The organism is Acinetobacter lwoffii (assembly GCF_024129735.1).
In the GTDB taxonomy this organism is placed as follows: Bacteria; Pseudomonadota; Gammaproteobacteria; order Pseudomonadales; family Moraxellaceae; genus Acinetobacter; species Acinetobacter lwoffii_H.
Genome location: NZ_JAMXXK010000002.1, coordinates 80,279 through 105,902, shown reverse-complemented (window position 1 = coordinate 105,902; position 25,624 = coordinate 80,279). Strand labels below are relative to the sequence as shown.

General features: G+C 46.3%; 24 protein-coding genes. 10 read left to right on the top strand and 14 right to left on the bottom strand.

Annotated features, from left to right (window positions below):
• Positions 1-130: 130 nt before the first annotated feature.
• The gene (gene dtd, locus NI469_RS01525) at positions 131-571 is read right to left on the bottom strand and encodes a D-aminoacyl-tRNA deacylase (RefSeq protein ID WP_005245638.1); all 441 of its coding nucleotides are present in this window, start codon (positions 569-571) and stop codon (positions 131-133) included.
• Between the two features lie 227 nt (positions 572-798).
• Between dtd and NI469_RS01520 the strand changes: the two genes are divergently transcribed.
• The 5 genes from NI469_RS01520 to asd all read left to right on the top strand — a co-directional run bounded on the left by NI469_RS01520 (position 799) and on the right by asd (position 6,235).
• On the top strand, positions 799-2,313 hold the full coding sequence (locus tag NI469_RS01520; protein WP_253174269.1) for a catalase: 1,515 nt from the start codon (positions 799-801) through the stop codon (positions 2,311-2,313).
• Between the two features lie 185 nt (positions 2,314-2,498).
• Complete coding sequence (locus NI469_RS01515; protein ID WP_253174268.1) at positions 2,499-3,029, top strand: ankyrin repeat domain-containing protein; 531 nt, start codon at positions 2,499-2,501, stop codon at positions 3,027-3,029.
• A 119-nt stretch (positions 3,030-3,148) separates the two neighbouring features.
• Complete coding sequence (pncB, locus tag NI469_RS01510) at positions 3,149-4,354, top strand: nicotinate phosphoribosyltransferase (protein ID WP_253174266.1); 1,206 nt, start codon at positions 3,149-3,151, stop codon at positions 4,352-4,354.
• A gap of 184 nt (positions 4,355-4,538) precedes the next feature.
• The gene (locus NI469_RS01505; protein ID WP_253112616.1) at positions 4,539-5,387 is read left to right on the top strand and encodes a sulfurtransferase; all 849 of its coding nucleotides are present in this window, start codon (positions 4,539-4,541) and stop codon (positions 5,385-5,387) included.
• On the top strand, positions 5,384-6,235 hold the full coding sequence (gene asd, locus NI469_RS01500; RefSeq protein ID WP_253112614.1) for an archaetidylserine decarboxylase: 852 nt from the start codon (positions 5,384-5,386) through the stop codon (positions 6,233-6,235). Before NI469_RS01505 ends, asd begins: the two co-directional genes overlap by 4 nt.
• 320 nt (positions 6,236-6,555) lie before the next feature.
• Here asd and NI469_RS01495 read toward each other — a convergent pair whose 3' ends face one another.
• On the bottom strand, positions 6,556-7,173 hold the full coding sequence (locus NI469_RS01495) for an SPOR domain-containing protein (RefSeq protein WP_253174264.1): 618 nt from the start codon (positions 7,171-7,173) through the stop codon (positions 6,556-6,558).
• Positions 7,174-7,565: 392 nt separating this feature from the next.
• Positions 7,566-9,356: an arginine--tRNA ligase gene (gene argS / locus NI469_RS01490; protein WP_004281266.1), complete on the bottom strand. Its 1,791-nt coding sequence runs from the start codon at positions 9,354-9,356 to the stop codon at positions 7,566-7,568.
• A 259-nt stretch (positions 9,357-9,615) separates the two neighbouring features.
• On the opposite strand from argS, the gene NI469_RS01485 reads away from it, so the two are divergent.
• Positions 9,616-9,903 (top strand): DUF2798 domain-containing protein, encoded by a 288-nt coding sequence (locus NI469_RS01485; protein WP_004647201.1) that lies wholly within the window; start codon positions 9,616-9,618, stop codon positions 9,901-9,903.
• A gap of 88 nt (positions 9,904-9,991) precedes the next feature.
• On the opposite strand, the gene NI469_RS01480 is transcribed toward NI469_RS01485, so the two are convergent.
• From NI469_RS01480 to NI469_RS01470, 3 genes are read right to left on the bottom strand one after another with little or no spacing between them, the layout of a single operon-like run.
• Positions 9,992-11,293, bottom strand: coding sequence for a DUF445 domain-containing protein (locus NI469_RS01480; RefSeq protein ID WP_168730599.1), 1,302 nt, complete (start codon positions 11,291-11,293; stop codon positions 9,992-9,994).
• An 11-nt stretch (positions 11,294-11,304) separates the two neighbouring features.
• On the bottom strand, positions 11,305-11,856 hold the full coding sequence (locus tag NI469_RS01475; protein ID WP_004647203.1) for a CC0125/CC1285 family lipoprotein: 552 nt from the start codon (positions 11,854-11,856) through the stop codon (positions 11,305-11,307).
• A gap of 52 nt (positions 11,857-11,908) precedes the next feature.
• A complete protein-coding gene (locus NI469_RS01470; RefSeq protein WP_219307976.1) occupies positions 11,909-12,448 on the bottom strand; it encodes a DUF924 family protein in 540 nt (179 codons plus the stop codon).
• 211 nt (positions 12,449-12,659) lie between these two features.
• On the opposite strand from NI469_RS01470, the gene gshA reads away from it, so the two are divergent.
• Together gshA and NI469_RS01460 are read left to right on the top strand one after the other, a co-directional pair.
• On the top strand, positions 12,660-14,237 hold the full coding sequence (gene gshA, locus NI469_RS01465; RefSeq protein WP_005245643.1) for a glutamate--cysteine ligase: 1,578 nt from the start codon (positions 12,660-12,662) through the stop codon (positions 14,235-14,237).
• A 19-nt stretch (positions 14,238-14,256) separates the two neighbouring features.
• Entirely contained in the window at positions 14,257-14,784 is a 528-nt protein-coding gene (locus tag NI469_RS01460) for a disulfide bond formation protein B (protein ID WP_004729102.1), read from the top strand.
• A gap of 52 nt (positions 14,785-14,836) precedes the next feature.
• Here the strand turns inward: NI469_RS01460 and NI469_RS01455 are convergent, their stop codons facing one another.
• Complete coding sequence (locus tag NI469_RS01455) at positions 14,837-16,168, bottom strand: PGAP1-like alpha/beta domain-containing protein (protein ID WP_004729104.1); 1,332 nt, start codon at positions 16,166-16,168, stop codon at positions 14,837-14,839.
• Between the two features lie 246 nt (positions 16,169-16,414).
• On the opposite strand from NI469_RS01455, the gene NI469_RS01450 reads away from it, so the two are divergent.
• Together NI469_RS01450 and parE are read left to right on the top strand one after the other, a co-directional pair.
• A complete protein-coding gene (locus tag NI469_RS01450) occupies positions 16,415-17,008 on the top strand; it encodes a YqiA/YcfP family alpha/beta fold hydrolase (RefSeq protein ID WP_253174263.1) in 594 nt (197 codons plus the stop codon).
• 1 nt (position 17,009) lies between these two features.
• Positions 17,010-18,890, top strand: a complete 1,881-nt coding sequence (gene parE, locus NI469_RS01445) for a DNA topoisomerase IV subunit B (protein ID WP_253174262.1) — start codon at positions 17,010-17,012, stop codon at positions 18,888-18,890.
• Between the two features lie 59 nt (positions 18,891-18,949).
• Here parE and NI469_RS01440 read toward each other — a convergent pair whose 3' ends face one another.
• The 7 genes from NI469_RS01440 to urtC all read right to left on the bottom strand — a co-directional run bounded on the left by NI469_RS01440 (position 18,950) and on the right by urtC (position 25,616).
• Positions 18,950-19,246, bottom strand: a complete 297-nt coding sequence (locus tag NI469_RS01440; RefSeq protein WP_044108806.1) for an FmdB family zinc ribbon protein — start codon at positions 19,244-19,246, stop codon at positions 18,950-18,952.
• A gap of 108 nt (positions 19,247-19,354) precedes the next feature.
• Complete coding sequence (gene fmdA, locus NI469_RS01435) at positions 19,355-20,533, bottom strand: formamidase (protein ID WP_001163819.1); 1,179 nt, start codon at positions 20,531-20,533, stop codon at positions 19,355-19,357.
• 31 nt (positions 20,534-20,564) lie between these two features.
• On the bottom strand, positions 20,565-21,689 hold the full coding sequence (locus NI469_RS01430) for an AAA family ATPase (RefSeq protein ID WP_044108807.1): 1,125 nt from the start codon (positions 21,687-21,689) through the stop codon (positions 20,565-20,567).
• A 26-nt stretch (positions 21,690-21,715) separates the two neighbouring features.
• Positions 21,716-22,759, bottom strand: coding sequence for an aliphatic amidase (locus NI469_RS01425; protein WP_004777704.1), 1,044 nt, complete (start codon positions 22,757-22,759; stop codon positions 21,716-21,718).
• A gap of 229 nt (positions 22,760-22,988) precedes the next feature.
• Positions 22,989-23,687, bottom strand: coding sequence for an urea ABC transporter ATP-binding subunit UrtE (urtE, locus tag NI469_RS01420; protein WP_004756673.1), 699 nt, complete (start codon positions 23,685-23,687; stop codon positions 22,989-22,991).
• A 10-nt stretch (positions 23,688-23,697) separates the two neighbouring features.
• Positions 23,698-24,456 (bottom strand): urea ABC transporter ATP-binding protein UrtD, encoded by a 759-nt coding sequence (gene urtD / locus NI469_RS01415; RefSeq protein WP_044108808.1) that lies wholly within the window; start codon positions 24,454-24,456, stop codon positions 23,698-23,700.
• On the bottom strand, positions 24,453-25,616 hold the full coding sequence (gene urtC, locus NI469_RS01410) for an urea ABC transporter permease subunit UrtC (protein ID WP_004813838.1): 1,164 nt from the start codon (positions 25,614-25,616) through the stop codon (positions 24,453-24,455). Before urtC ends, urtD begins: the two co-directional genes overlap by 4 nt.
• Positions 25,617-25,624: the final 8 nt, after the last annotated feature.

Here is a 25,624-nt window from a genome sequence, read left to right as displayed (position 1 = left end):
AGAAGGGTTAGAAGTTGCCCACGAGTTGTGAAAGGAAAACCGCAGAAATACCCAAGAAAATGCCAGTCAATTTCTTAACTGACTGGCATTACTCATTAGAGGGCTTTTTTCATTCTAGAACAATGACAGTTTATTCAACTTCCAGATTAAACGTCACCGGCCCATCATTGACCAGATGCACTTTCATGTCGGCGGCAAAAATACCGGTTTGCACATGTTCAAACTGGCTTTGGGCATATTCTACCAGCTGCTCATAAAGTGCTTTAGCCTCGGCAGGCGGCATAGCGGGGCCAAAGTCTGGACGTAAACCCTTGTGGGTCTGTGCCATCAAGGTAAATTGTGAAACCAGCAATAAACCACCGTCGGCCTGGGCAACGTTCCAGCCCATTTTACCCTGTTCATCATCAAAGAAGCGGTATTTCAATATCTTATCAATCAGCTTTTTGCCTTTTTCCAGATTGTCATCTTTACCTAAACCTAGAAAAACCAGAATTCCTTTTTCAATTTCCCCGGTGGTTTCACCCTCGACCACAACTTTAGCTTCTAAAACTCTTTGTAATAAGGCACGCATTTTACATATGGACTGATAACGATAGATGGAGGTGATTGTAGCAAGAATAAAATCTGGAGCAGTATTAGATGCCGTTTTTATGAGCTTTAAATATATGAAAATCAATTGATTAATTTTTATAAATTCATTAAAGCGATTGAATTAATAAAAATAATCTGTTTTATCTATTTATTGTGTTGGCGTATCTTAGCCCATGCAGGAAAGGTAATAAATTGAGAGATTTAGAAATGTTTAAGCGTTCATTACTGGTTGCAATGCTTGCAACGGTGACAGCTGCACAAGCTGCACCATTAACCAGAGATAACGGGGCACCAGTTGGCGACAACCAGAACTCGATCACTGCGGGTCCACAAGGTCCAGCTTTGCTGCAAGATGTGCAACTGGTTCAAAAACTGCAACGTTTTGGTCGTGAGCGTATTCCTGAACGTGTGGTTCACGCACGTGGTACAGGGGCTTATGGTGAATTCGTTACTACGAAAGATCTGTCTGATTTAACAATTGCTTCATTGTTCAAAGCGGGGACTAAAACTCCAGTTTTCCTACGTTTCTCTACCGTAATTCATGGTAAAGGTTCACCAGAAACTCTACGTGACCCACACGGTTTTGCATTGAAATTCTACACTCAAGAAGGTAACTGGGACTTGGTCGGTAACCAGACACCGGTATTCTTTATCCGTGATGCAATCAAGTTCCCGGACTTCATTCATGCCATGAAGCCAAGCCCAGTAACGAATGTCCAAGATGCTAACCGTGTGTTTGACTTCCTGTCGAGCCAGCCATGGGCAACCAACATGCTGACTTATGTTTACGGCAAGCAAGGTGTTCCAACCAGCTACCGCGAACAGGACGGTTTTGGGGTACATGCTTACAAACTGTATAACGACAAAGGCGAATACAAGTACGTGAAATTCAATTTCCGTTCTAAACAGGGCGTGAAGGGCTTAAACGTAAAAGAAGCGGCTGAACGGCAGGGTAAAGATTTCAACCACTTGACCAATGATCTGTATAACAACATCTATGCGGGTAATTTCCCGAAATGGGATCTATATATTCAGGTGATTGATCCTAAAGATCTAAACAGCTTTGATTTTGATCCGTTAGATCCAACCAAAATCTGGCCAACTGAGCTGGTACCAGAAACCAAAGTCGGTACTTTGACCCTGAACCGTATGCCGAAGAACTTCTTCAATGAGACTGAACAGTCTGCATTTGCGCCAGGTAACCTGGTTCCGGGCATCGAGCCATCAGAAGACCGTCTGCTACAAGGCCGTATCTTCTCTTACTCGGATACCCAAATGTACCGTTTAGGCGCGAATCACCAGCAAATTCCGGTGAACCGTCCAGTGGTGAATGTGAATAACAATAACCAAGATGGCTACATGAATATCTCTGAGCGTGAATCGGATGTGAACTATGAGCCAAGCCGTAAAGAGCCAAAAGCTGCCACTGAAAAAGCACGTGCGGTACAAACACCATTATCTGGTCATGTACAGCAAATTGGCGTGAAAGAGCAGAACTTCAAGCAGGCAGGTGAGCTGTACCGTTCATACACGGCCAAAGAGAAAGATGACCTGATCATGAACCTTGCTGCTGACTTAGGTGCAGTGAAAGATTCAGAAACCAAACACATCATGTTGTCTTATTTCTACAAGGCAGATACAGACTACGGTACACGTATGACCAAGGCGGTAAACGGTAATCTCGTGACTGTTAAAGCCAAAGCTGCAAAATTAAAAGACTAATCCCGATTGGTCTTGAGGAATTGGTGACTAGGGCATAGCGCATCACCTCCAAAAAGTCCTGTAATACTCCAAACCTTTCCTGCACCCTAGGGGGAGTTTTACAGGCACTCCGTTTTTCATCTCATCTCAGGATAATTCAGTTTTTCAGGACTTAAATTTCCCTTCGATTTCTGCTGGAGTTCATCATGAAAGTTATGTCATCTGTGTTTTTAGCCAGTATTCTCGCGATAGGTTCCGCATTCGCAAACGTGACTGTCGCGAAGGAGATCTCCCCCGCTAAAACTGTGAACCATGTTCAGATGAACTCACAACAGGAATTGGTCGACCTGTTCTTTGCTGCGGCTAAAATTGGCAATAGCGAAGTGATCAACGAATTTTTAAAACACGGCTTTCCGGTCGATGTACGCAATAAAGACGGTTATACGCCACTGATGATGGCAACGTATTATGGTCATCAGGAGATTGTCGCCAGCTTGCTTAAACATGGTGCCGACCGCTGTGCTCGAGACAATCGAGGCAATACGGCCTTGATGGGGGCTTTATTCAAGATGGAATTTGCCATTGCCAAGCAGTTGCGTCAGGTGGACTGTGATGTCCAGGCGCAAAAAACCGGACAAAAGACCACAGCCGAATTTGCCAAGGTCATTGGCCAGGAAAAACAGCTACAGAAACTGATTCAGGAACAGGAAAAAGCTCAGACCCACACCCAGAAATAAACCGGGTTATGCTTCTGATACTTTTGTCGCAAATACAGCCAGCTGTACGTAAATCCTGCATTATTGCATGACTTTTTATGCTTTAATGCAGAGATAAGCACAGCGATATTCCCTTAGTTATGGTTCCAATTATCCATTCTCTGTTAGATACTGACTTGTACAAATTCACCATGTTACAAGTGGTCTTACACAAGTTTCCGCAAACGCATAGTGTCTACCATTTCCGTTGTCGTAATCTGGAAGATACAGTCTATCCACTGACGGATATTCTGGATGATCTCAATCATCAACTGGACCTGCTATGTCAGCTCAAATTCAAAGAAGATGAACTGCAATATTTAAGAAGCTTACGTTTTATCAAAAGCGATTTTGTGGATTATCTGGAACTGTTCCAGCTCAAGCGCCGTTTCATCAAGGCCAGTATCGACAGTCAAGGCCGTCTGGATATTGTGGTGGAAGGCCCGATGGTTCAGGCGATGATGTTCGAGATCTTCGTACTGGCGATTGTCAATGAACTGTATTTCAGCCGCATTCGCACGCCTGAAGTATTGGCTGAAGGCGAACGCCGTTTAAAAGCCAAAATCGAGCTGTTAAAACAGTATGATGCTGCGCAAAATCCCAATGATCCACCATTCTTGGTGTCAGATTTTGGTACGCGTCGCCGTTACAGTTTCGATTGGCAAAAGCATGTGGTCGAAGAATTTCACACAGCCGCACCGCATGTGTTCCGTGGTACCAGTAATGTACTGTTAGCCAAAGAGTTGGGCATTACCCCGATTGGTACCATGGCGCATGAATTCCTGCAAGCTTTTCAGGCACTGGACGTACGTTTACGTAATTTCCAGAAATCTGCACTGGAAAGCTGGGTACAGGAATATCGTGGTGACCTGGGCATTGCCCTGACCGATGTGGTCGGTATGGATGCGTTCCTGCGCGACTTTGACCTGTACTTTGCCAAGCTGTTTGATGGCTTGCGTCATGACAGTGGCGATCCCTATGAATGGGGTGACAAGGCCTATGCACACTACAAAAAGCTGAAAATAGACAGCAAAACCAAGATGCTGACTTTTAGTGATGGCTTGAATCTGGAAAAAGCTTGGAAACTGCATCAATACTTTAAAGACCGCTTTCAGGTCAGTTTCGGGATTGGCACCAATTTGACCAATGATATGGGGCAAACCCCACTCAATATTGTGCTGAAACTGGTGGAATGTAACCGTCAGTCAGTGGCCAAAATCTCGGACAGCCCGGGCAAGACCATGACCGATAATGATACGTTCCTGGCCTATTTACGTCAGGTTTTTGAGATCCATGACCCTGCTTAAGTCAGTTTGAGCAATTCATGATTTTTAAGAACCGTGTCTATGCAGAGACGGTTTTTTTATGCAAGATTATTTAAGATCAGAGTTTAGCTAAATTCTTGCTAATCATCTGCAAAGAAAGCGCATAAGTCTAAAAACCAGCTGTGCTAAGATCAACAGGATTTGACCAATAATAGCCATGATAACGATGACCGCTGCAGCTTTTAATTTTGGCCTGCTGATTGAGGCAGAAGATTTAGTTCCCTATTTGGGCCATGAAAAACTTCGTATTGTCGACCTGAGCCGTGCCTCTGTGTATGAGCAGCTGCATATTCCGCATGCCTTGCATCTTCAGCCTAAACTTCTGGTGCGTCAGGATGAAACGGCAATGGGACTGTTGCCGGACGCGGAAGGCTTGCAGGCTCTCATTGATTATCTGAATATTTCTCCTGAACATCATGTGGTGGCTTATGATGATGAGGGCGGGGCATGGGCCGGACGTTTGCTCTGGAACCTGCATTGTCTGGGTTTTGAAAATACCAGCCTATTGAATGGCGGGATTCATGCTTGGCTCGGTGCCGGTTTGCCGACTTCTTCCAGTCAGGAGCAGTTTGCACCAGTGAAGGATGTATTGCAGGTCAATCTCCAGCATCAGGCGAATTTTCAGATTGGCTATGATGAACTGCGCCAACAGGTTGAAAATCAACAGGTTCAAATTTGGGATTGCCGTACGCAAGATGAATATACCGGTTTACGTCTAGCGGCTCGACGCGGCGGTCACATTCCGGGAGCACGTCATTTTGAATGGAGTACTGCCCTTAATCGCGAAAATCATTTAAAATTACAGCCTTTACCACGTACTCAGCAGCGTCTGGAACAACTGGGCTTTGATTTGAATCAACCCGTTGTGGTGTACTGCCAGTCCCATCACCGCTCAGGTTTGGCCTATATTCTGGGTCGTTTACTGGGCTGGAAAATTCGAGCCTATGATGGTGCGTGGAGTGAATGGGGCAACAGCCTCGATAGTCCAATCGCTACAGGGGAGCTGCCATCTTGAGCATCACGTCACGTTTAAAACAACAGTTTTTTATTAAAGCTCAACGATTAGTACCGCAACATCGCTTGTCTCGTGTGGTGGGTAAAATTGCCGCCAGCGAAAACCCGATTATCAAAACTGCTGCAATTACTGCCTTTAAGGCGCAGTATGGCATTGATATGTCGATTGCTGAGCAGGCCAATGCCCTGAAATTCAAGTCATTTAATGAATTTTTTACCCGCGCCCTAAAAGAAGGTATCCGTGCGGTTGATCCAGATGCTACGAGCATTGTTTCGCCTGCAGATGGTGCGATTTCCCAGCTGGGTAAAATTGAAAATGGCGATGTGTTTCAGGCCAAAAGCCAGAAATTTACCGTTGAAGCCCTGATTGCTGATCCACAACTGGCCGAGCCATTCAAAAATGGTGAATTCGCGACCGTATATTTGTCGCCACGTGATTATCATCGGGTGCATATGCCATTTGCTGGCACCCTGACTGAAACGCTATATGTTCCGGGCGAGCTGTTCTCGGTAAACCAGGTGACCGCAGAAAACATTCCGGGCCTGTTTGCACGCAATGAACGTATGGTTTGCCTGTTTGATACTGAAATTGGCCGTATGGCGGTGGTATTGGTCGGCGCGATGATTGTGGCGGGTATTGAAACCGTGGCAACCGGCAAAGTGAAGCCTTCAGGACGAATCGAACTTAATCAGCATGACCTGTTCCTGGAAAAAGGGGCAGAACTGGGTCGTTTCTACCTCGGTTCAACTGCAGTGATTTTATTTGAAGAAAATAAAATGCAGTGGGATGCTGCATTCAAGGCCAATTCTTTGGTGAATATGGGTGAAGCGCTGGGACATACTCTATAAGATACTTTTAACCTCTTGTTGCCTCCCCCTTTGAAAAAGGGGGATCGAGGGGGATTAAAATTTTTAATTTCCTTCTCTTGCACTTTAATTCAAAGCATTGCTTTGAATCTCGCTCAGGGAGGAGGCTAGGTGGAGGGGCTTTTAAAATAACCTCTGCCTTGCGAAGCCGTGCTTCTCATCTCCTAGAAGGTGAGGGAGCTTCCCCCTTTCTAAAGATGGATTTAATTTTTAGCTAATCCCCCCCAGCCTCCCTTTTAAAAGGGAGGAGCTAAAAAGCAATAAAAAAGCACCATCAGGCGCTTTTTTTTATTTCTAGAAATTTATCGTTTCACGACGATGGAATCGATACCGCTATTCTGCAAGGTTTGCTGCGCGATAATCGCGGCTTCTGCAGAATCGTAAGGGCCAGAAACCACGCGATACCAGACTTTACCATTTTCTATACTGCGTACCACATCGGCAGATAAACCATTGAGAATAATTTCGGCACGGCGGGCATCGGCCTGATCTGGATCATCAAAACTGCGGACTTGCAGAATATAACTGGCCGAAGCGGCAACAGGCGCTTCGCTGGCTTCTAAGCCAGGCTCAGTCGTCGTCGCTTCAGGTGTAGCCACTTCAGGTCGAGGTGCTTCTACAATCACTACCGTATCCTGATTTTTGTTTTCAGGGACGGCCTGTTCAGGAATTGGCGTCACTTGCTGTTGTGGTAACAGGTCATAAAAACGATAATCTTTGTTGGTGTCTTCTTCTTGGACAGATTCAGCACTTGTTTGAGTTTTCGGTTTAACCGGTTCCCATGGCTTCCAGAGCATCAGTGCCATCAAAAAACTTAACACGATTAAAATGATCACGAGTGTGCCGAGCCAGGTTGGAATAAGTGGCTTTTTAGGCTTATTCGGTCTTTCAGATACACCGCGTTGCGTTTTTCCAAACACTTGGGATTTTCCTCTTATTAATCGGGACATATAGAAAAGGCATAACAGCAGTTATGCCCCTACTATCACTTCATCCTATGTGATCAGGATACAAAAGTCATCCTCTAGATCACAAATCACACAGAATTTTAATTTATCTGTATCTTCAAGCACATAGCTAAAGTTACAAAATGTCTGCTCAGCAGATAAATGGCAATACGTGGCATGTTCTCAAGCTAAACTCTAAACATGCCAAGTTGTTTGCATGCTCACTTCGAGCATAGCTCTCGTCTTGCGAGCATGCAAAACAGTGTTTTGACTATTTACCTTCTTGCATCAATGTAAAAGCAGAGCTTTACATTTCTGCTTCGAGCCTAGCTCTCGCCTTGCGAGCATGCAAAACAGTGTTTTGCTTACATGCTCTCAGGAGCTGACACACCTAAAAGTTCTAAACCGTTACGCAGTACCTGACGCACGTTCACTGATAACAATAAGCGTGCTTGGGTCAATTCAGCATCATCACCGAGTACTTTATTGTCGTTGTACCAGCCGTGGAATAATGCTGCCAGCTCTTTCAGGTAGTTACCAATTTGATGCGGCTCATAGCTGTTTGCAGCACGGACCAGAATTTCTGGATAGGCCGCCAGCTTGGCCAGGATTTCAGTTTCAGCATCAAGCTCCAGCTTAGCCGCTAAATTACGTGCCGCTGTAGCATCAAAGTTAACATTGGTAGACGCTGCTTTTTCTAACATACGACAGATACGGGCGTGTGCATACTGGATGTAATACACGGCGTTGTCCTTGCTTTGTGACACAGCAAGATCCAGGTCAAAATCAATGTGCTGTTCAGACTTGCGCATCACGTAGTAAAAACGAGCGGCATCATTGCCGACTTCTTTACGCAAATCACGCAAGGTCACAAACTGGCCTGAACGGGATGACATTTGTACCATCTCGCCGCCACGCCAAAGACTTACGAACTGAACCAGAAGAACCGTTAATTTCTTCGAGTCATAGCCTAGCGCATCAATGGCCGCTTTTACACGTGCGATATAACCGTGGTGATCTGAACCCCAGATATCAATAATATCGGTATAGCCACGCTGTAACTTGTTCAGGTGGTAAGCGATGTCAGACGCGAAGTAAGTGGTCTGGCCATTACGGCGTTTCACCACACGGTCTTTTTCATCGCCGAATGCAGTGGATTTAAACCAGATGTTGCCATCCAGTTCATACAGGAAACCACGCTGATCTAAGGTCTGTAAGGCTTCTTCAATTTTGTCTGTCAATGATTCTTCGCTGAACCATTGATTGAAGGTTACACCAAACTCGCCCAGGTCATCTTTAATATCATCCAGAATCGCTTTAAGCGCGGCTTGCAAGAATACGCGGTAGCCTGTGCCAATTAACGCTTGTGAGTTAAAGATCAAACCATCGATGTGTTTTTCTTTATCGCCAGACAATACGACTTTATTACCATCTGCATCTAACTCAGCTGCAAACTGTACATCTTCAGGCACGTCTTTATACACGTCCGCCACAGGACGGACATAAGCATCGCCATCCTGGTCAATAATGCTTTGTGCGATTTCTTTTACGTAGTCGCCTTGGTAGGCATTTTTTGGGAATACCAGTTCCTGACCCGTTAACTCTAAGTAGCGCAGATAAGTCGAAGTCGCCAGAATGTCCATTTGACGGCCAGCATCATTGACATAGTATTCGCGGTCGACTTTGGCACCAGTCGCTTCAAGCAAGTTCGCAACCGTCATACCATAAGCGGCGCCACGACCATGACCTACGTGCAGGCTAGAGGTCGGGTTGGCAGACACGAATTCAACCTGAATGCGTTTATCCGCATTGACCTGGGTACGACCATAAGTCGCCTGTTGTGCCTGAATCTGATCGAGGACTGCAAAGCGCTGGTCGGCATTCAGGAAGAAGTTAATAAAACCAGGACCGGCAATTTCTGCCTTGCTGATATCCGCCACTTCAGGCAGGGCAGCAAGAATTTTTTCCGCTAAATCACGTGGCTTCATACCCGCAGCTTTCGACGCGATCATGGCAATATTCGACGCAAAGTCACCATGGCTTCGGTCTTTGGTACGCGTCAAATTACTTGTATTGTTCCAGTCAGATGGGAGTACGCCTTGTGCCTGTAAAGTGTGCACTGCATGATCGAGAGCTGCTTGTATTGCCGTATTCATAATCAGTCGAAAATAGAGATCGCAGAAAAACAGCAAATATAGCAAATTTCAGGCTGTTTAGGTAAAAGCATTTCTAGGGAATAAAAAGTAGAAGATCACTTCACCAGAAATTTTGGGCTAGAGAAAGGGGAAATAACCGGATTAATCGCATGAAAATAAAACCAGTTTAAGCTCAATGATTCAGATGAAAAAAAACAATGCTCCACCGTACAGAATTTGGCTTATATTAGTCATCTGAAAACAGTAAAAAGAGCATGTCGTGGCTGCATCACAACGTCCGACCATTATCGGTCATATTCCTAAACTTCCTGCAAAATGGGCATTGATTATTGTGCCTTTTATCCTGTCCTGCCTGATGAGTGGCATCATTTCCATGATCAATATGCTGCGCAATCTTGGCTGGATTGATGGATTTATGGCACTCTGGTTTCATAACTGGATGATTTCATGGGCGATTGCCTTTCCGATTGTGGTGACCTTATTGCCATTCGTACGCAAATTCACTGGGCTATTGGTAGATATGTCCGGACCTCAGCCACCCAAATGATCATTTTTTAAATCTTAAATTTGATCTGGCTGGAGTCAATTCTTGGATATTTTAAAAGTCGGGATGTATGGGACGAATAGCGTCATCTTTAAATTAAATGCTCTACCGCCGCCCGGATAATCCCAAGTACCAGACCGATACAGGCACCGACCACGACTCCATTGACCCGGATCATATGCAGGTCGCCGCCGACTTCATTTTCAATCTTGTCGATCATCTCGCTTGAATCCCATTCGTGAATGCGCTCGCTGATAAAACGAATCACTTTTTCACTATACTGGTCACTCAGGTCAACCGCGATTCCGCTGAGACGTTTATTCAGCAGCTCACGTACCGAGGCATTCGAGATAATATTTTCTCCGACCTGCTGGATGGCAATTCTAAGATTTTCCGCAATCCCCGAATCCGGTTTTTGCAAGTCAGCCTTGATCGCATCACATAAAATCACCACCGCACCGCTGATAAAATTCAGCACTTGTGGGCTATCCAGTAAGGCATCTTTGGTTTCATTCAGACGCTGGCTGGCTTCACTGTCATTATCCGCCAGCTGTAACATCCAGCTATGTCCCATGCTCTCAATTTTAAGTCGCCATGGATGATCTGGATCGGCCAGCATGGCTTCAACCCGCCCGATCACGGAATCAATACTGCGTTGCTGCACGTCAATCCCGATCCAGCTGGCGCCTTTGGCCAGTTTCCACACACCCATTTCCTTAAACAGGTTGCGGGTCAGCTCGCGGGTTTGTTCAGGATGTGAGGTCATCCAGGCATGTACCACATCCAGTCCGCGCTGTAGTACATCCTGATGGAAATCATTGTCCAGAACGGCATGCAGCATTTCGCTGGCCAGGGTATTGATCTGGGTATTTTTGACCCATTGCACGCTGTTGCTCTGGATAAATCCGGCAATCTGTTCCTGTCCCACAAATTCAAAGATTTTAGGCACCGTCTGTTGAATGACCTGAGTCACTTGGGCATTGTTTTGTGGATTGGCCAGCCAGCGTCCTGCAGCCAGACTCAGGTCGGTACTGTCCAGACTGCGCTGTACAATTTGCGGAGAAAGAAAATTTTCCTGCACAAAACGGCCCATCGACTCTGCAATACGGGCCTTGTTACGTGGAATGATTTCGGTATGGTCACGTAAAAACTTGGGAATAGGCAATCTGCCAAAAGGGTTACGAAACAGTACGGTAATCGCATACCAATCCGCCAGACCACCGACCACACCCGCTTCTGCCGAGAGCATCAGAATATGAATGAGCCAGACATATTCGGGTAGCAGTTTGGCTGCAACCATCAATGCCAACCAGATCAGTACGGCGACCACCAGGGCGATGGTCGCGAAACGTTTACTGCGTTGTAAGCTCGGGGAGATACGCTCTGTCTGCATAGATCATCCTGTCAGGAGGGATTGGCCGGTTGCGGTTGCAGCACTGCACCGGATGGACTTAAACCATATTTAGCCCCAAGTGACTGTAAAATCAAGCGGGCATCAAAGGCATCTTGAGGCGCCTGATTGGCCTTGAAGCATTCAATGGTATAAGCCACCTGGGCAGGATCCAGAGTCACGGTATAAGGACGGTCATAGAATGGGTCTGGCCAGAATCCCGGATATCGGCGGTAATACCCGTAAGGATAAAAGCTTGGCGCCGGATAGACGATGGCTTGCCGTGGAGGTTGCTGGGTGCGGTTACTTGGATCATTCAGTACCCTGAAGAATTGAAAACCATTTTGTACGGTAGTCTGTGCGGCTTTGAGCAGGGTAATTTCTTCAGCTGTGCCAAAGCTCATATTGGGACGGGCCTGAAAGCTGATACGGTAAGTGTTGCTATTGAGGGGAGTGGTACTGTAGCGACCTAACTGATCAAATGTTAAGGGCTTTGAGGGTGTGGTTGCACAGCCAGTCAGGCTGATGGCAGCAATCATACTCAATCCCAGTAGCATGTTTTTCATGTTCGATCTCCTGATGCAATGATCCAGTTCAGACAGCCGGTCTTAAAAAATCTTAAAAACTGCTATCGGGCTGGGTCAGGAAAGTAAGTTCTTCATTGGTCGATTCACGACCCAGAATCTGGTTTCGGTGCGGATAACGTCCAAAGCGGTCAATAATAACTTTATGCTTTTTCTCAAATTCCAGATTGGTCGGATTGCCCAGACGCTGAAACAGTTTTAAGGCGAATTCATGAATTAGTTTGGATTCGCTGTGCATAAATGGCATATACAGAAAGGCACGTTGTTCTGGACTGAGCTGTTGATCCAGGTTCAGGCTGATGGCTTCCTGAGCCAAGGCCAGTGCCAAACTGTCTTGGGCAAAAGCTTGGGGAGAATCACGGAATAAATTTCGTGAAAATTGATCTAGCACAATAATTTCGGCCAGCCGACCTTCTGCTGTTTTACGCCAGCCCCAAAGTTCAGCCCGGGCTGCCTGCTGATGGGTGCTCATGAACTGCTGTGCAATACTTTGGTCGAATTCATGACTTTGGCTAAACCATAATGGCTGGCTGTCCGCATGAAACCAGAAGTCTAAAATATCTTGATAATTCATAATATTTACAATTCATTAGCATCTATTTGTTAATAAAATCACAAATTTTCCATGTCTTATAGAGGAAGTTTGTGTTAAAAATTTGCCAAATTAAAAATCAATGGTTTGCCTGAAAACTAGGCAGCCTGTCATATGCCGGCACGAAATCACGTTATACTGATTAAACCGATGATTTTAATTTAATAATTTAGCCCCCTTAAGCGAGATTGTAATGAGTCAACCTGAATCGACTTCCCAAAATGTGTTACCGACCTGGGTCGAGTCGTCACTCATCAAAGGCATGTTGCGTGGTATCGAGCGTGAAAGCTTACGTATGCAAAGTGATGGTTTCCTGTCACAGGCAGCGCATCCTCGTGCCTTGGGTTCAGCCTTGACTCATCCACATATCACCACGGACTATTCTGAAGCATTGATGGAGTTTATTACTCCGCCACAGGACAGTATTAAAAAAGCGCTGGACTATCTCAGCGATATTCATGCGATTGTCCATCGTCATCTGGAAAATGATGAAAAGCTCTGGCCTTTGTCGATGCCGTGTATGCTGGACAGCCGCGATGACAGCATTCCGCTGGCACAGTATGGCAGCTCGAATATCGGCCTGTTTAAAACCTTGTATCGTCATGGTTTAGGCGTGCGTTATGGTCGCCGTATGCAGACGATTTCAGGCGTGCATTACAACCTGTCTTTCCCGGATCATCTGTTCGAGGCCTTACAACAGCAGGAACAGGACGAGGCGCTGCAAGCATTGAGCTTGCAGGATTATCGCAGTCATCGTTATATGGGCCTGATCCGCAACTTTATTCGTCTGACTCCACTGGTGATGTTCCTGGTGGGGGCCAGTCCGGCGGTTTGCCAGTGCTTTATGACTGGCCGTGATCATTTCTTGCTGCCATTGGTGAAAGGCACCTTGTATTCGCCTTATGCGACTGCGCTGCGTATGGGACGTTTTGGTTATCAAAACTCTGCGCAGAAACAGCTCGGTATTCACTACAATAATTTGCAGGACTATCTGGACGGGCTGCAAAAAGCCGTCAAAACGCCGTATAAACCGTTTAGTCGTCTGGGACTGGATGATGCCAATGGCCAGCCGATCCAGATCAATGATCATGTGCTGCAAATCGAAAATGAATATTACAGTCTGGTGCGTCCGAAACAGGTGCCGATCGCGGGTGAAACGCCGTCACAGGCACTGGAAAATCGTGGGATTGCCTATGTCGAGCTGCGCGCAGTCGATGTCAATCCATACAGCCCGATTGGCATTAATGAAGATACGGCCGGTTTCCTTGAAGTGGTAGCCTTGTACTGTTTATTGCAAGACAGTCCGGCGCTTCTTAGTGATGAACAGGATATTATTGAGCAGAATCAAGCCGAGGTCGTCAACCGTGGCCGTGCGCCAAATGCCGCAATTATGGAAAATGGCCAGTCTTATCCGATTGAAGACTGGTGTGCCATGCATTTGCAGCGTATGCATCCCTTGGCCAAGCTGTTAAATTCGGCCTATGACAGTACTCTATATACTGATGCTTTAAAAACCATGATGATCCGGGTCGATGAAGTCGATGCCACCTTGTCTGCTCTGGTGGTCGGGGATACACGTGAGCAGGGCGGTATGTGGCATTTTGGCCAACATCTGGCCCAACAGCACAGCAGTGTCTATGAAGAACATCAGCTCAGCCCGGAAACCCTGGCTTATTTTGAAGAAATGTCACAAAAGTCATTGCAGCAGCAACAGCAACTCGAGCAAGATAGCAGCGTCAGTTTTTCTGATTATTTAGCCCAATATCGATAAAAAAATAAGAGGATTCACCATGCAATGGGGTTATCGCTTCGTGAGTGGTATGTTGTTTCTGGCTGCTGTCATCGGCATGGCATTTGCCTTATATCTTGAGCATGTACAAGGTCTGGCGCCTTGTCCGCTCTGTGTGTTTCAGCGTGTCGGATTAATCGGACTCGGGATCATCTCACTAATCGCATGCCTGCATAATCCTGCATCCAATGTCATGAAGCGGCTGTATGCCTTGCTGGGTTCGCTCAGTATTTTGTGGTCTGTGGGCGTGGCTGCGCGTCATGTCTGGTTACAGAACCTGCCACCGGATCAGGTACCGAGCTGTGGTCCCGGTCTGGAATACTGGCTGGAAACCCTGCCAATGCAGTCCGTACTGCAGCAGGTCTTAAATGGTTCGGGGGAATGTGCTGCGATTGACTGGACTTTCTTGGGTCAGTCCTTGCCTGTCTGGTCTTTGATCTTCTTTAGTATTTTATTGCTGGTCAGTTTATGGCAATTGCTGCGTAAATATAAAACCGTAGCGGTTAAACGACTCAGAGATAAATATTAATTCCGCATTTAAAAAAAGTCCTCAATCGAGGGCTTTTTTATTTTGCTTAAGTTTAGGTCAGGGCAATGCCTTCCAGACTGTCCAGATCCATCACATATTCATGAATCTGATCAAAGGCTTCATCTTCTACACTTGGATAGAACCAGCGCGCCACCTGCTCGGCCACCAGCGGATGATACTGAATTTCAAAATGGTTCAGGCCATAGAAAATCGCCTTGTTTGCATCTGGGACTTTGAGCTGAAAGCGCGGATTGGGATGCTCGCCCAAAGCACTTTCAATACTGACCAGATAATCGCCAATCACATGCAAGGTCTTGTTCTTGCGGTTTTCAAACTCGATGGTGCCGGCGACCAGATAGGTATCGATATGAGATGGAATCGGGGCAGGTTTACGGTGATCGTCCATAAAGCCGATCCGAAGCGGATTATGCTCCCAGTCATCATCTCGGACGCTACCATGGCGTAAATCCAGAATACCGTTACTGCGAATATTGACCAGATGGCCAAGCAACCGGATCAATGGAAAATGTCCGAGTTTGTCCTGCAAGCTAAAACCAAAACGTTCCAGTACCGCACCATGATGCGGTGAACCCAGACAGACTAGATTTTCCACCATATTGACCCAGCTATAGACATTCTGCTTGCCATAAAACAGCGCACTACGAGAGACCAGACCACCCATGCTATGCCCGATCAGGTCAATACTGGTAATTCTCGGATTGCGAGCAATCAGATCCTGTAAGGTATTCGCCAGACTTCGACCATTGGCAGAAATCCGGCGTCCAGTATTGTAATTCAGATAGAGCATGGTATTGCGGTCACGCTGCGCCAGTAATTTTGCCCCAATGCCCTCATATTTGCGATTTGACCAGTCTAAATGGTTCATGCATAAGCCATGTACAAACAAAGTAATACGACCGCTTAGCTCACCTTTTTGCAGCGAGCCATAATGGTCATAGATCACCATCGGCAAGGCCAGAGGATTCTGATATTTCAGCAGATAATCCCCGATAATGCCATTTAAGACACTGACCAGGAAATGCAAGGAAGGTGTCAGCGGTTTATTATGCAGTTTAGGAAAGCGTTCAATAATCTGGCGCAAAGCAGGGGCAATCAGGGTATTGCCGTAATGAAACAGCATGTCATAAGACATTTGATAGAGCCGCACGATTGAAGGAATATTCTGAATTTTTTCTGAATTATTTTCACTTAAACCAAAAATACTCATTAAGATTTCGCGTTGAATACTCTTGATCAGCTCCTGAACCACATCGTTAAAGCGCATCGTCACCAGCTGCGCCAGACCTTCCAGTACATCGGCCTGACTCGGCGGGGTTCGGTCCCATCGACAATAGGTTTCATGTAACGGTGTCAAACTTGGCATCTGATCCTGTCCTTTCAATGAGCCGCATGTGGTGCCATCTTTCTTTTTAAAGAACTTCGCGGTATAAATTCTTTTTCTTGTTGAGTTTCCTGATTTTGAGGGTCTCAGCTTAAAATAACGAGAATGAGAGAAGATTTTGAGCTTTTTTGTCAGACAATTTAAGCAATTAACTGGTCTTATAACGTAGTGTACTTCACATTATTTAAATTAAATTTTGATGATTGATGGGTTTTTTGTTGGTAGTTCATGAATATCATTTATTTGCATGGTTTTAAGAGTAATTCGAACTCGATCAAGGGGAAATTGCTGCAACATTACTGTGCAAAGTATCCTGAAATTCAGGTACATTTACCCGATTTAAACATGTCACCGAACGCTGCCATTGCGTATGTTTCTGGCCTGATTGAATCGATGCATGATGTGGCGTTACTGGGCAGCAGTCTCGGCGGATTTTATGCGACACATCTGGTCGCACAGCATGCTGTGCCTGCTGTACTGATCAATCCGGCTATGCGACCATGGCAACTGTTTCGTGAACTATTTGATGAGCAACTGCCTTATCAGGTTCATCCGAAATGGTGTCTGGATGAAGCAGATCTGGTACAACTCCAGCAATTGGCCCTGCCTGTTGCACAAGATGCAGACAAAATACTGGTTCTGCTGCAACAAGGCGATGAAGTTTTGGATTATCGTGAAGCACATCGTTATTATAGTGTTGCGCATCCCCCTGCAATACTGATGACTGAAGCGCATGGCAGTCACGGGATGGATGATTTTGCGGAAAAAATTCCGTTCGTCTTACAGTTTTTATTGGACTGCATAAAAAAGGAAACCGAATAACGTGTCTCAATATACGGCTCAATCTCTTGAAGTTTTATCTGGTCTGGATCCGGTCCGTCGTCGTCCGGGCATGTATACCGATACTTCTCGTCCCAACCATTTGGCACAGGAAGTGATTGATAATGCTGTCGATGAGGCACTGGCAGGACATGCCAACAAGATTACCGTCACGGTCTATAAAGATGGTTCTTTATCAGTCGAAGACAATGGCCGTGGGATGCCGGTGGATATTCACCCTGAATACGGCCAGAGCGGTATTGAAATTATCATGACCAAACTGCATGCCGGCGGTAAGTTCAGCACCGATAACTACCAGTTTTCCGGTGGTTTGCATGGCGTCGGAATTTCAGTGGTCAATGCGCTTTCGACCCGGGTAGAGGTTGAAGTTCAGCGTCAGGGCAATCTGTATAAAATGGCCTTTGAAAATGGCGAACCGGTTGCACCGCTTGAAGTGCTGGCAGGTAAGGCACCGAAACGGGTATCAGGAACTACGGTACAATTCTGGCCTGAAGCCAAATATTTTGATTCGCCTAAATTTGCCTTAAAAGCGTTAAAACATAATCTCAAAGCCAAAGCTGTTTTGGCGGCGGGTTTACAGATCAATTATGTTGATCAGATCAATGATGAAAAGATTACCTGGCAGTTTGAAAATGGTCTGGTTGATTATTTGATGGACGAGCTGGAAGACCGTGAAATTATTCCGGCACCGGCGTTTGTTGCCACAGGCGATGCGGAACGTGCCAGCGCAGAATTTGCAATTTGCTGGAATGTCGAAGGGGGTGAAAGCGTCCAGGAATCTTATGTCAACCTGATTCCGACCGCACAAGGCGGAACGCATGTGAATGGTCTGCGTTCAGGCGTCACCGATGCGATGCGTGAATTCTGTGAACTGCGTAATTTGCTGCCGCGGAATATGAAACTCTCTGCCGAAGATGTCTGGGACGGCGTCAATTATATCCTGTCGCTGAAATTTCAGGAGCCGCAATTCTCAGGTCAGACTAAAGAACGTCTATCGAGCCGTGAAGCAGCTGGAATTGTGCAGAATATTGCCAAAGATGCCTTTGCATTATGGTTGAACCAGAATTCTGACATCGCCATGCAACTGGCAGAAATGGCCATTTCCAAAGCCGGTCGCCGTCTCAAAGCAGCGAAAAAAGTAGAACGTAAGAAAATTGTCGCGGGTCCAACCTTGCCGGGGAAACTGTCGGACTGTGTAGGCCATGATCTGGATCAGTCAGAACTGTTTATTGTGGAAGGGGATTCTGCGGGTGGTTCGGCCAAGCAGGCGCGTGATAAGAACTTCCAGGCGATTATGCCAATTCGTGGAAAAATCCTGAATACTTGGGAAGTCTCTTCTGACGAAGTTCTAGCATCGCAGGAAGTACACAATATTGCGATTGCCATTGGCGTTGATCCGGGTTCGGATGACTTGTCTGAACTGCGTTATGGCAAGGTCTGTATCCTGGCGGATGCCGACTCGGATGGTTTGCATATCGCGACTTTGCTGTGTGCCTTGTTTGTAAAGCATTTTCCTACACTGGTCGAGGAAGGGCATTTATTTGTAGCGATGCCGCCATTGTTCCGAATCGATGACAACAAAGATGTGCACTATGCTCTGGATGAAGACGAGCTGAATAGCATTCTGAAAAAATGTAAAACCAAGAATCCGCAAATTACCCGATTCAAGGGACTGGGTGAGATGAATGCCAGCCAGTTGCGTGAAACCACCCTTGATCCAAACACGCGGCGTCTGGTGCAACTAGATTTAGATGATGCTCATCATACTGCAAGTTTACTGGATAAATTGCTGGCAAAAAAACGTGCCAGTGACCGCAAAGACTGGTTAGAGCAAAAAGGTAATCTGGCAGATCTGGTGGTTTAAACTACCGATTTTAAGCAATCAAAAAATCCCGCCAGAGCGGGATTTTTTATGAATAAAGATTAGACATCGCATAAAGAACAGTTAACGCCGCGGCAATTATGTAAAACCGAGCTGCGTGCGCTATTTTTATTGGTACCGGGTCCTTCTACCAGAGGCCCTGCAAGTTTTTCTGCGCCTGAACCCGGACGCCATTTGCTTTTCATATTGATTTTTTGATGACCGGTGATCATCGGTTTAGCTAAAGTCTGCTGTTGGCAATAATTACATTCAATCGTATCGGTTGAGATACGGGCAATTGGAACCCGTTGTTCAAAAATTCCCTCGCAATGCTCACAGCGGAAATCATATAACGGCATTTCTGTACTCCTGTCGCATGAAGGCCTCAAATTAAAAAGACGGGTAGCCGAAGGCTTTAGGTTGGATGACTACCCGTTGTGAAGCTAAAACAACAATAAATTGTAAAACTAGCGTTTATGCCCCCAGAATTTGTCATCGTTCAGTGCACCCTGAGGAAGGATGTTCTGCTCGAAGATTGAAGTTGGCAGAGATACGGTACATGCACAATTTGGAATATCCACGATGCCACCGATACGGCCTTCAACTGGTGCGGCAGTCAGCAACATGTATGCCTGTGAGCCAGTAAAGCCAAAGTTTTCAAGGTATTTAATCGCTTTTAAACACGCCTGACGATACGCTACAGTGGCATCCAGATAATGGTTAACGCCATCTTCAACGCTGATGCCTTCAAAGGTCAGCCACTGGTCATAAGCCGGACGGACATTACTTGGCACAAAGATTGGAGAATCAATATTATATTTCTCCATACCACCTTTGATCAGGTCGAAGCCGACACGGGTAACACCGTCCATTTCGATCGCGCCACAGAAACCGATTTCACCGTCTCCTTGAGAGAAGTGCAGATCGCCCATCGAGAAACCGGCACCTTTTTGATAAACAGGGAAATAGATACGGCTACCTGCTGCCAGGTCTTTAATGTCCGTATTTCCGCCATGTTCACGTGGTGGAACAGTGCGCGCAGCTTCTGCTGCCATACGGTCGAATTCGGCACCTGTTACGCCACGCAAAACGGCAGTACGCGGATCAGGTGGGTTGGCTTGGCCTTTAGGCACCAGTAGTGCCTCACGACGGTTCCACTCTTTTAGCAGGTCATGTGAGGGTAAGGTTCCCATCAGGCCTGGGTGTTTGAGGCCGGCAATACGAACGCCCGGAATATGACGTGAAGTTGCAAATAAACCTTTTAAGTCCCAGATGGCTTTATCAGCTTCAGGGAAATAGTCAGCCAGGAAGCCACCACCATTTTCCTTGGCAAATACACCAGAGAAACCGACATCTGAAATTGGCTGGATGTCGAGCAGGTCAATTACCAGTAAGTCACCTGGTTCAGCACCTTCTACATAGAAAGGACCGGTTAATGGGTGGGCACGGGTCAGGTCGACATTTTTGACATCAGAAATGTCATCGGTATCTTTAATCTGCGCATCCAGGAAATCCAGACTTTCAATCAGGATTTCTTCACCCGGTTTTACCGAAGTCAGAAATGGCAAATCCGGATGCCAGCGGTTATGTCCAATTTCCGCCTGTTCTGCCAGCGGAACCCCCGGTTTAATTTTAATATGTTGCATGTTTTATCCCCTGTGTTGAGGTCGAATAAAGCTAGTTTTTGATGTTATTGCCCGTGTCATCCATGATGAACAGCGGATCTTCGATCACGCTTTCAACAGGAACTGACTGAACCTGGATCGTTTTGCCGTCATAATCAATGATGATCTGACTAGCTTCTGGATGCTGAATAAAAAATCTAGCGAGTTGTGGCTCAACCAAAACCCGAAAGCGGCGACTCAAGCCTCGTGCACCGAAGCGAACATCGTGTCCGGTAGACAGAAACTGGGTGGCAGCGGGTGTAAGTTCAACCGTACGGCTCTGCTTACGGAGTCGCTGATTCAGTTTCTCGATTTCCAGACTGACCAGTGTTGGCGCCAAATCAGCTTCAACCGCTTCATACTGCAGAATACGTTCAATACGATTCAAAAATTCAGGATCAAACTTCTTGTACAGAGCGCGTTCGGTAATCTGGCTGTCATCCAGTTTGGCCAGTCGGGCCAGTTTTTGAATAGGCTTTGGAAGCTTGGCCAGCTGTCTTAAGCGTGCCTGAGCATCTTTGGCGCCGACGTTACTGGTCATAAAGATCATGCAGTTTTTGAAATCCAATACTTTGGTACCCGCGGTCAGCTTTAAGGTTCCGGTTTCCAGAACGTTGAGCAGACCCCGAATGACTTCGGTACTGGCTTTTTCAATTTCATCAAACAGCACAATACCTGGCTTGGAAAAACTGCCCTGAATATGGGCTTCATCAAACAGGGTATTGCCTTCTTTAGAGCCGACATAGCCTGGAGGGGCACCTGTCAGTGCTGCAGCATAATGTTCCTGTGCCAGTGTGTTCATGTCGATCCGGCAGAATGCATCGGGCTTGCCATGGATTGCCTCAGCAATCAGCCGAACCGTTTCGGTTTTCCCCACACCCGTCGGTCCTAGCATCAATGTGACTGCCAGTGGCCGGGTAGGGGCATTAAAATCTGCCTTGACGGTTAAGAGCATGTTTTCAATTTCATCCAGTGCGGCACGCTGCCCAATGATATGACCACGGACATGCTGCATGACTTTTTCAGGATCAAAGCTAAAGCGAGAGGTACGTGCAATACGTTCTTTGCTCTGCATCTCATAACGCTGTTTGGCCAGGGTTTCCTGATTGGCACTGATGCGGTCGCTGGCAAATGTCATATCGAATACCTCCTCTCAGACCAAACTTAAGATGCTTCTTTTTCTAGGCCTTCATGTGGCAAATTGCCGATTGGGCATTCCGCAACACCGATGGTAGAGCGGGTAATTTTTTCCACGTTCTCTTGCGCTTTTTGAGCATCCAGAACCCAGGTTTTGTAGAAGTCGAATGGACAGTCCGCAACGCCTTTATCGCCGTCACCATTGTTATAGACACCGGTATAGCCGCGGTGCAGCAATTTAAATAAATGGTTTTGTGACTGGTCGTATTTACGTGCATCACGAATTTCATGCAGTGACAATTGTGCGTATTGGATGCCGTTTTCTTCCGTACCACATTCACCCAAGGTACGGCCGTCGAAGCCGACTACTGCTGAGTGACCGAAGTAAGTGTAAACGCCGTCAAAACCGGTACAGTTGGCAACAGCAACGTAAACGTTATTTGCCCATGCCATGCATTTCGCCATGTTGATCTGCTGATCTGCTGCCGGGTACATATAGCCTTGGCAACGCACCACCAGTTCAGCGCCTTTCATGGCACAGTCACGCCAGATTTCTGGATAGTTACCGTCATCACAGATGATCAGTGACATCTTGATGCCCTTCGGTCCTTCAGTCACATAGGTGGTATCACCTGGGCACCAGCCTTCAATCGGGCACCATGGGATAATCTTGCGGTATTTCTGAACGATTTCGCCCTTGTTATTAATCAGGATCAAAGTGTTATAAGGCACCTTGTTTGGATGTTCCTCATGTTGTTCACCGGTAATCGAGAACACGCCCCAGACGTTGGCTTCAATACAGGCTTGTGAGAAAATCGCGGTTTCATCGCCTGGAATGGTGGCAGCGGTTGCCATCATCTCGTCATGGTCGTACATAATGCCCATGGTGCTGTATTCGGGAAAAACAATCAGGTCCATACCCGGAATACCCTGTTTGATTCCTTTCAACATTTCAGCAATTTTTTTTGCGTTCTTAAGCACTTCCGCTTTAGTGTGCAAACGAGGAATTTTGTAGTTTACAACTGCCACACCTACTGTATCTGGGCTGCTTGAGATATCACCGTGACGCATTCAAATTTCTCCAACTCTTTTATCGATTCAACTTTATGATTCGAGTGTCGCGTGAAATGCGTTACAGCAAAATACGTTGAATTGCGTATATGGAGGGGGGAGACTGAAAAGAGTTTTTAAATGTGAATAATCAAATAAAATATTAAAATCAGCTGCCGATTAATTAAGTGAAATAGAAATTAAAAATCCCCCGACGAATCGGGGGAGGTGGAGAAAAATTACAGCCAGATTAAACAGACAGATATTTACTGATGGTGGTCTCATCAACATTTTCACGGACATTTTCATAAGCAAAGCGACCTTTGTCGATCACCAGGAAGCGATCGGCCATCGCCATGGTGAAACTCAGCACCTGTTCAGAGACCACAATGGTCAGGTCACGCTGGTCACGAATTTCTTTCAGAGTTCTGGCAATGTCCTTGATAATAGAGGGCTGAATCCCTTCCGTCGGTTCATCCAGCAGAAGTACTTTAGGATTAGTCGCTAAGGCACGGGCAATTGCTAATTGCTGTTGTTGCCCACCCGATAAGTTTCCACCTTTACGTTTGCGCATATCCCAAAGTACAGGAAACAGCTCATACAGGTCATCCGGTACTTTGCCGTGCGCAGAAGCCGGTAAACCGGTCTGGATATTTTCCAGTACGGACATGGTGGAGAAAATCATCCGGCCCTGCGGCACATAAGCCACACCATTTTCTACGCGCTGGTAAGGATCCAGTTTTTCCAGATTTTTGCCATCCAGCTTGATTTCACCTTTGGTATTTTTAATATCACCAATCAGGGTTTTGAACAGGGTGGTTTTACCCATGCCGTTACGGCCCATGATCGCTACAATTTCCTTCGGTTGGATCTTCAGTTCCAGGTCGTGAATCACCTGACTTTGTTTATATCCTGAACACAAAGCATTAATTTCTAATAATCCGCTCATGGTGGCCTCCTTAGTGTCCCAGATAAACTTCAATCACTTTTGGATCATTTTGCACATCGTCCATTTTGCCTGCTGCCAGAATTTTGCCCTGGTGCAGTACCGTGACTTTGTCAGCAATGGTTTTGACGAATTCCATGTCATGTTCAATCACCAGCACAGAACGTCCTTTGCTGATTTCCCGTAACAGTTGCGCCGTCTGCTCACGTTCCGAGACACTCATCCCTGCGACAGGTTCATCCAGCATGAGCAGCTCTGGGTCTTGCATCAATAACATGCCAATTTCCAGCCACTGCTTCTGGCCATGAGAGAGCAGACCAGCGGAGGTATCCAGCAGGTCAGTCAGGAAAATCTTGCCAGCAACTTCACGAATACGCTCATCGACATCTTTAGTGCGTCTGAAGAACAGCGCACCAAAGACATTACGGCCACGCGGGAAGGACATTTCCAGGTTGTCATAGACCGACAGATTTTCATAAATATTCGGGTTCTGGAATTTACGCCCAACCCCTTTACGGACAATGTCGAACTCTTTCAGTTTGGTCAGTTCAATATCATTGAACTTAATGGTGCCTGAAGTCGCTTTGGTCTTGCCGCAGATCAGATCCAGCACTGTGGTCTTGCCGGCTCCATTGGGGCCGATCACCACATGGACTTCGTTTTTATCCAGATAGAAGTTGAGATCACTGACTGCCTTGAAACCGTCGAAGGACACGGTGAGATCTTCAATGACCAGTACCGGTTTACTCATTTCTACGCCAACTTTGTTCATTTCACACCTCCTTCCACAATTGGATCGATCGTTTTATCCGGATCACTACTTGGCGGTGGCGAAGTGCTGTCGATCGGTTTCTTTTTCAGGAACAATGGACGGACATATTTTTCATACAGACCCGCTAAGCCATTAGGTAAGAACATGACCACACCGATGAACAATGCACCGAGGAAGTACAACCATACTTCAGGGAAGGCTTCAGAGAAGTAAGTTTTACCCAGATTCACCAGTACTGCACCATACACTGCACCAATCAGCGACAGACGACCACCGACTGCAGCCAGAATGACCATTTCAATCGAAGGTACGATGCCGATAATCGTTGGTGACATGAAGCCGACTTGCAGGGTAAACATCGCACCACCAATAGATGACACCACAGCTGCGAAACAGAAAATGAATACTTTGTACATGGCCACGTCATAGCCAGAGAAACGTACACGTTCTTCTTTGTCACGCATCGCAGAAAGTAGACGACCGAGTTTAGAACTAAGGACAAAACGGCTGATCATGATTACTGCAATGAGTAGCAGGGCATTGATGTAGTACAGGACATATTTGGCTTCATCGGTACGGATATCCCAGCCATGTAAGGTTTTCAGGTCTGTAATCCCGTTAATGCCGCCAGTGAAACCTTGTTGACCAATAATCAGAATGGTCAGGATCGCTACAATGGCTTGCATGATGATCGAGAAGTACACATCACCGACACGACGGGTAAACATCGCGAAACCGATGATGAAGGCAAGCAAGATTGGAATGATGATGATGGCAAACAAAGTAAACCCGAAGCTATGGAAAGGTTCCCAAAAGCCTGGCAAGCTGGTGATCTGGTTCCAGTCCATAAAGTCTGGAATTCCTGGCGTGGTTTGCGCTGCTGTAGATTGCATGTCTGAAGCTTCAAGTTTCAGGAACATGGCCATGCAGTAGCCACCAATGCCAAAGAAAATCCCTTGACCTAAACTTAAGATACCACCGTGTCCCCAGCACAGAACCAGGCCGATTGCGACAAAAGCAAAAGTCAGATATTTACCCATCAGATTCAGACGGAAAATATCCAGGAACATTGGCATGACCAGCAGGATCAGTACAGCAAGAATCACCAGACCAATCGCACCTTCTTTACCGCCTAAAAAGGCATTCATTAGATTTTTCATAATATCTC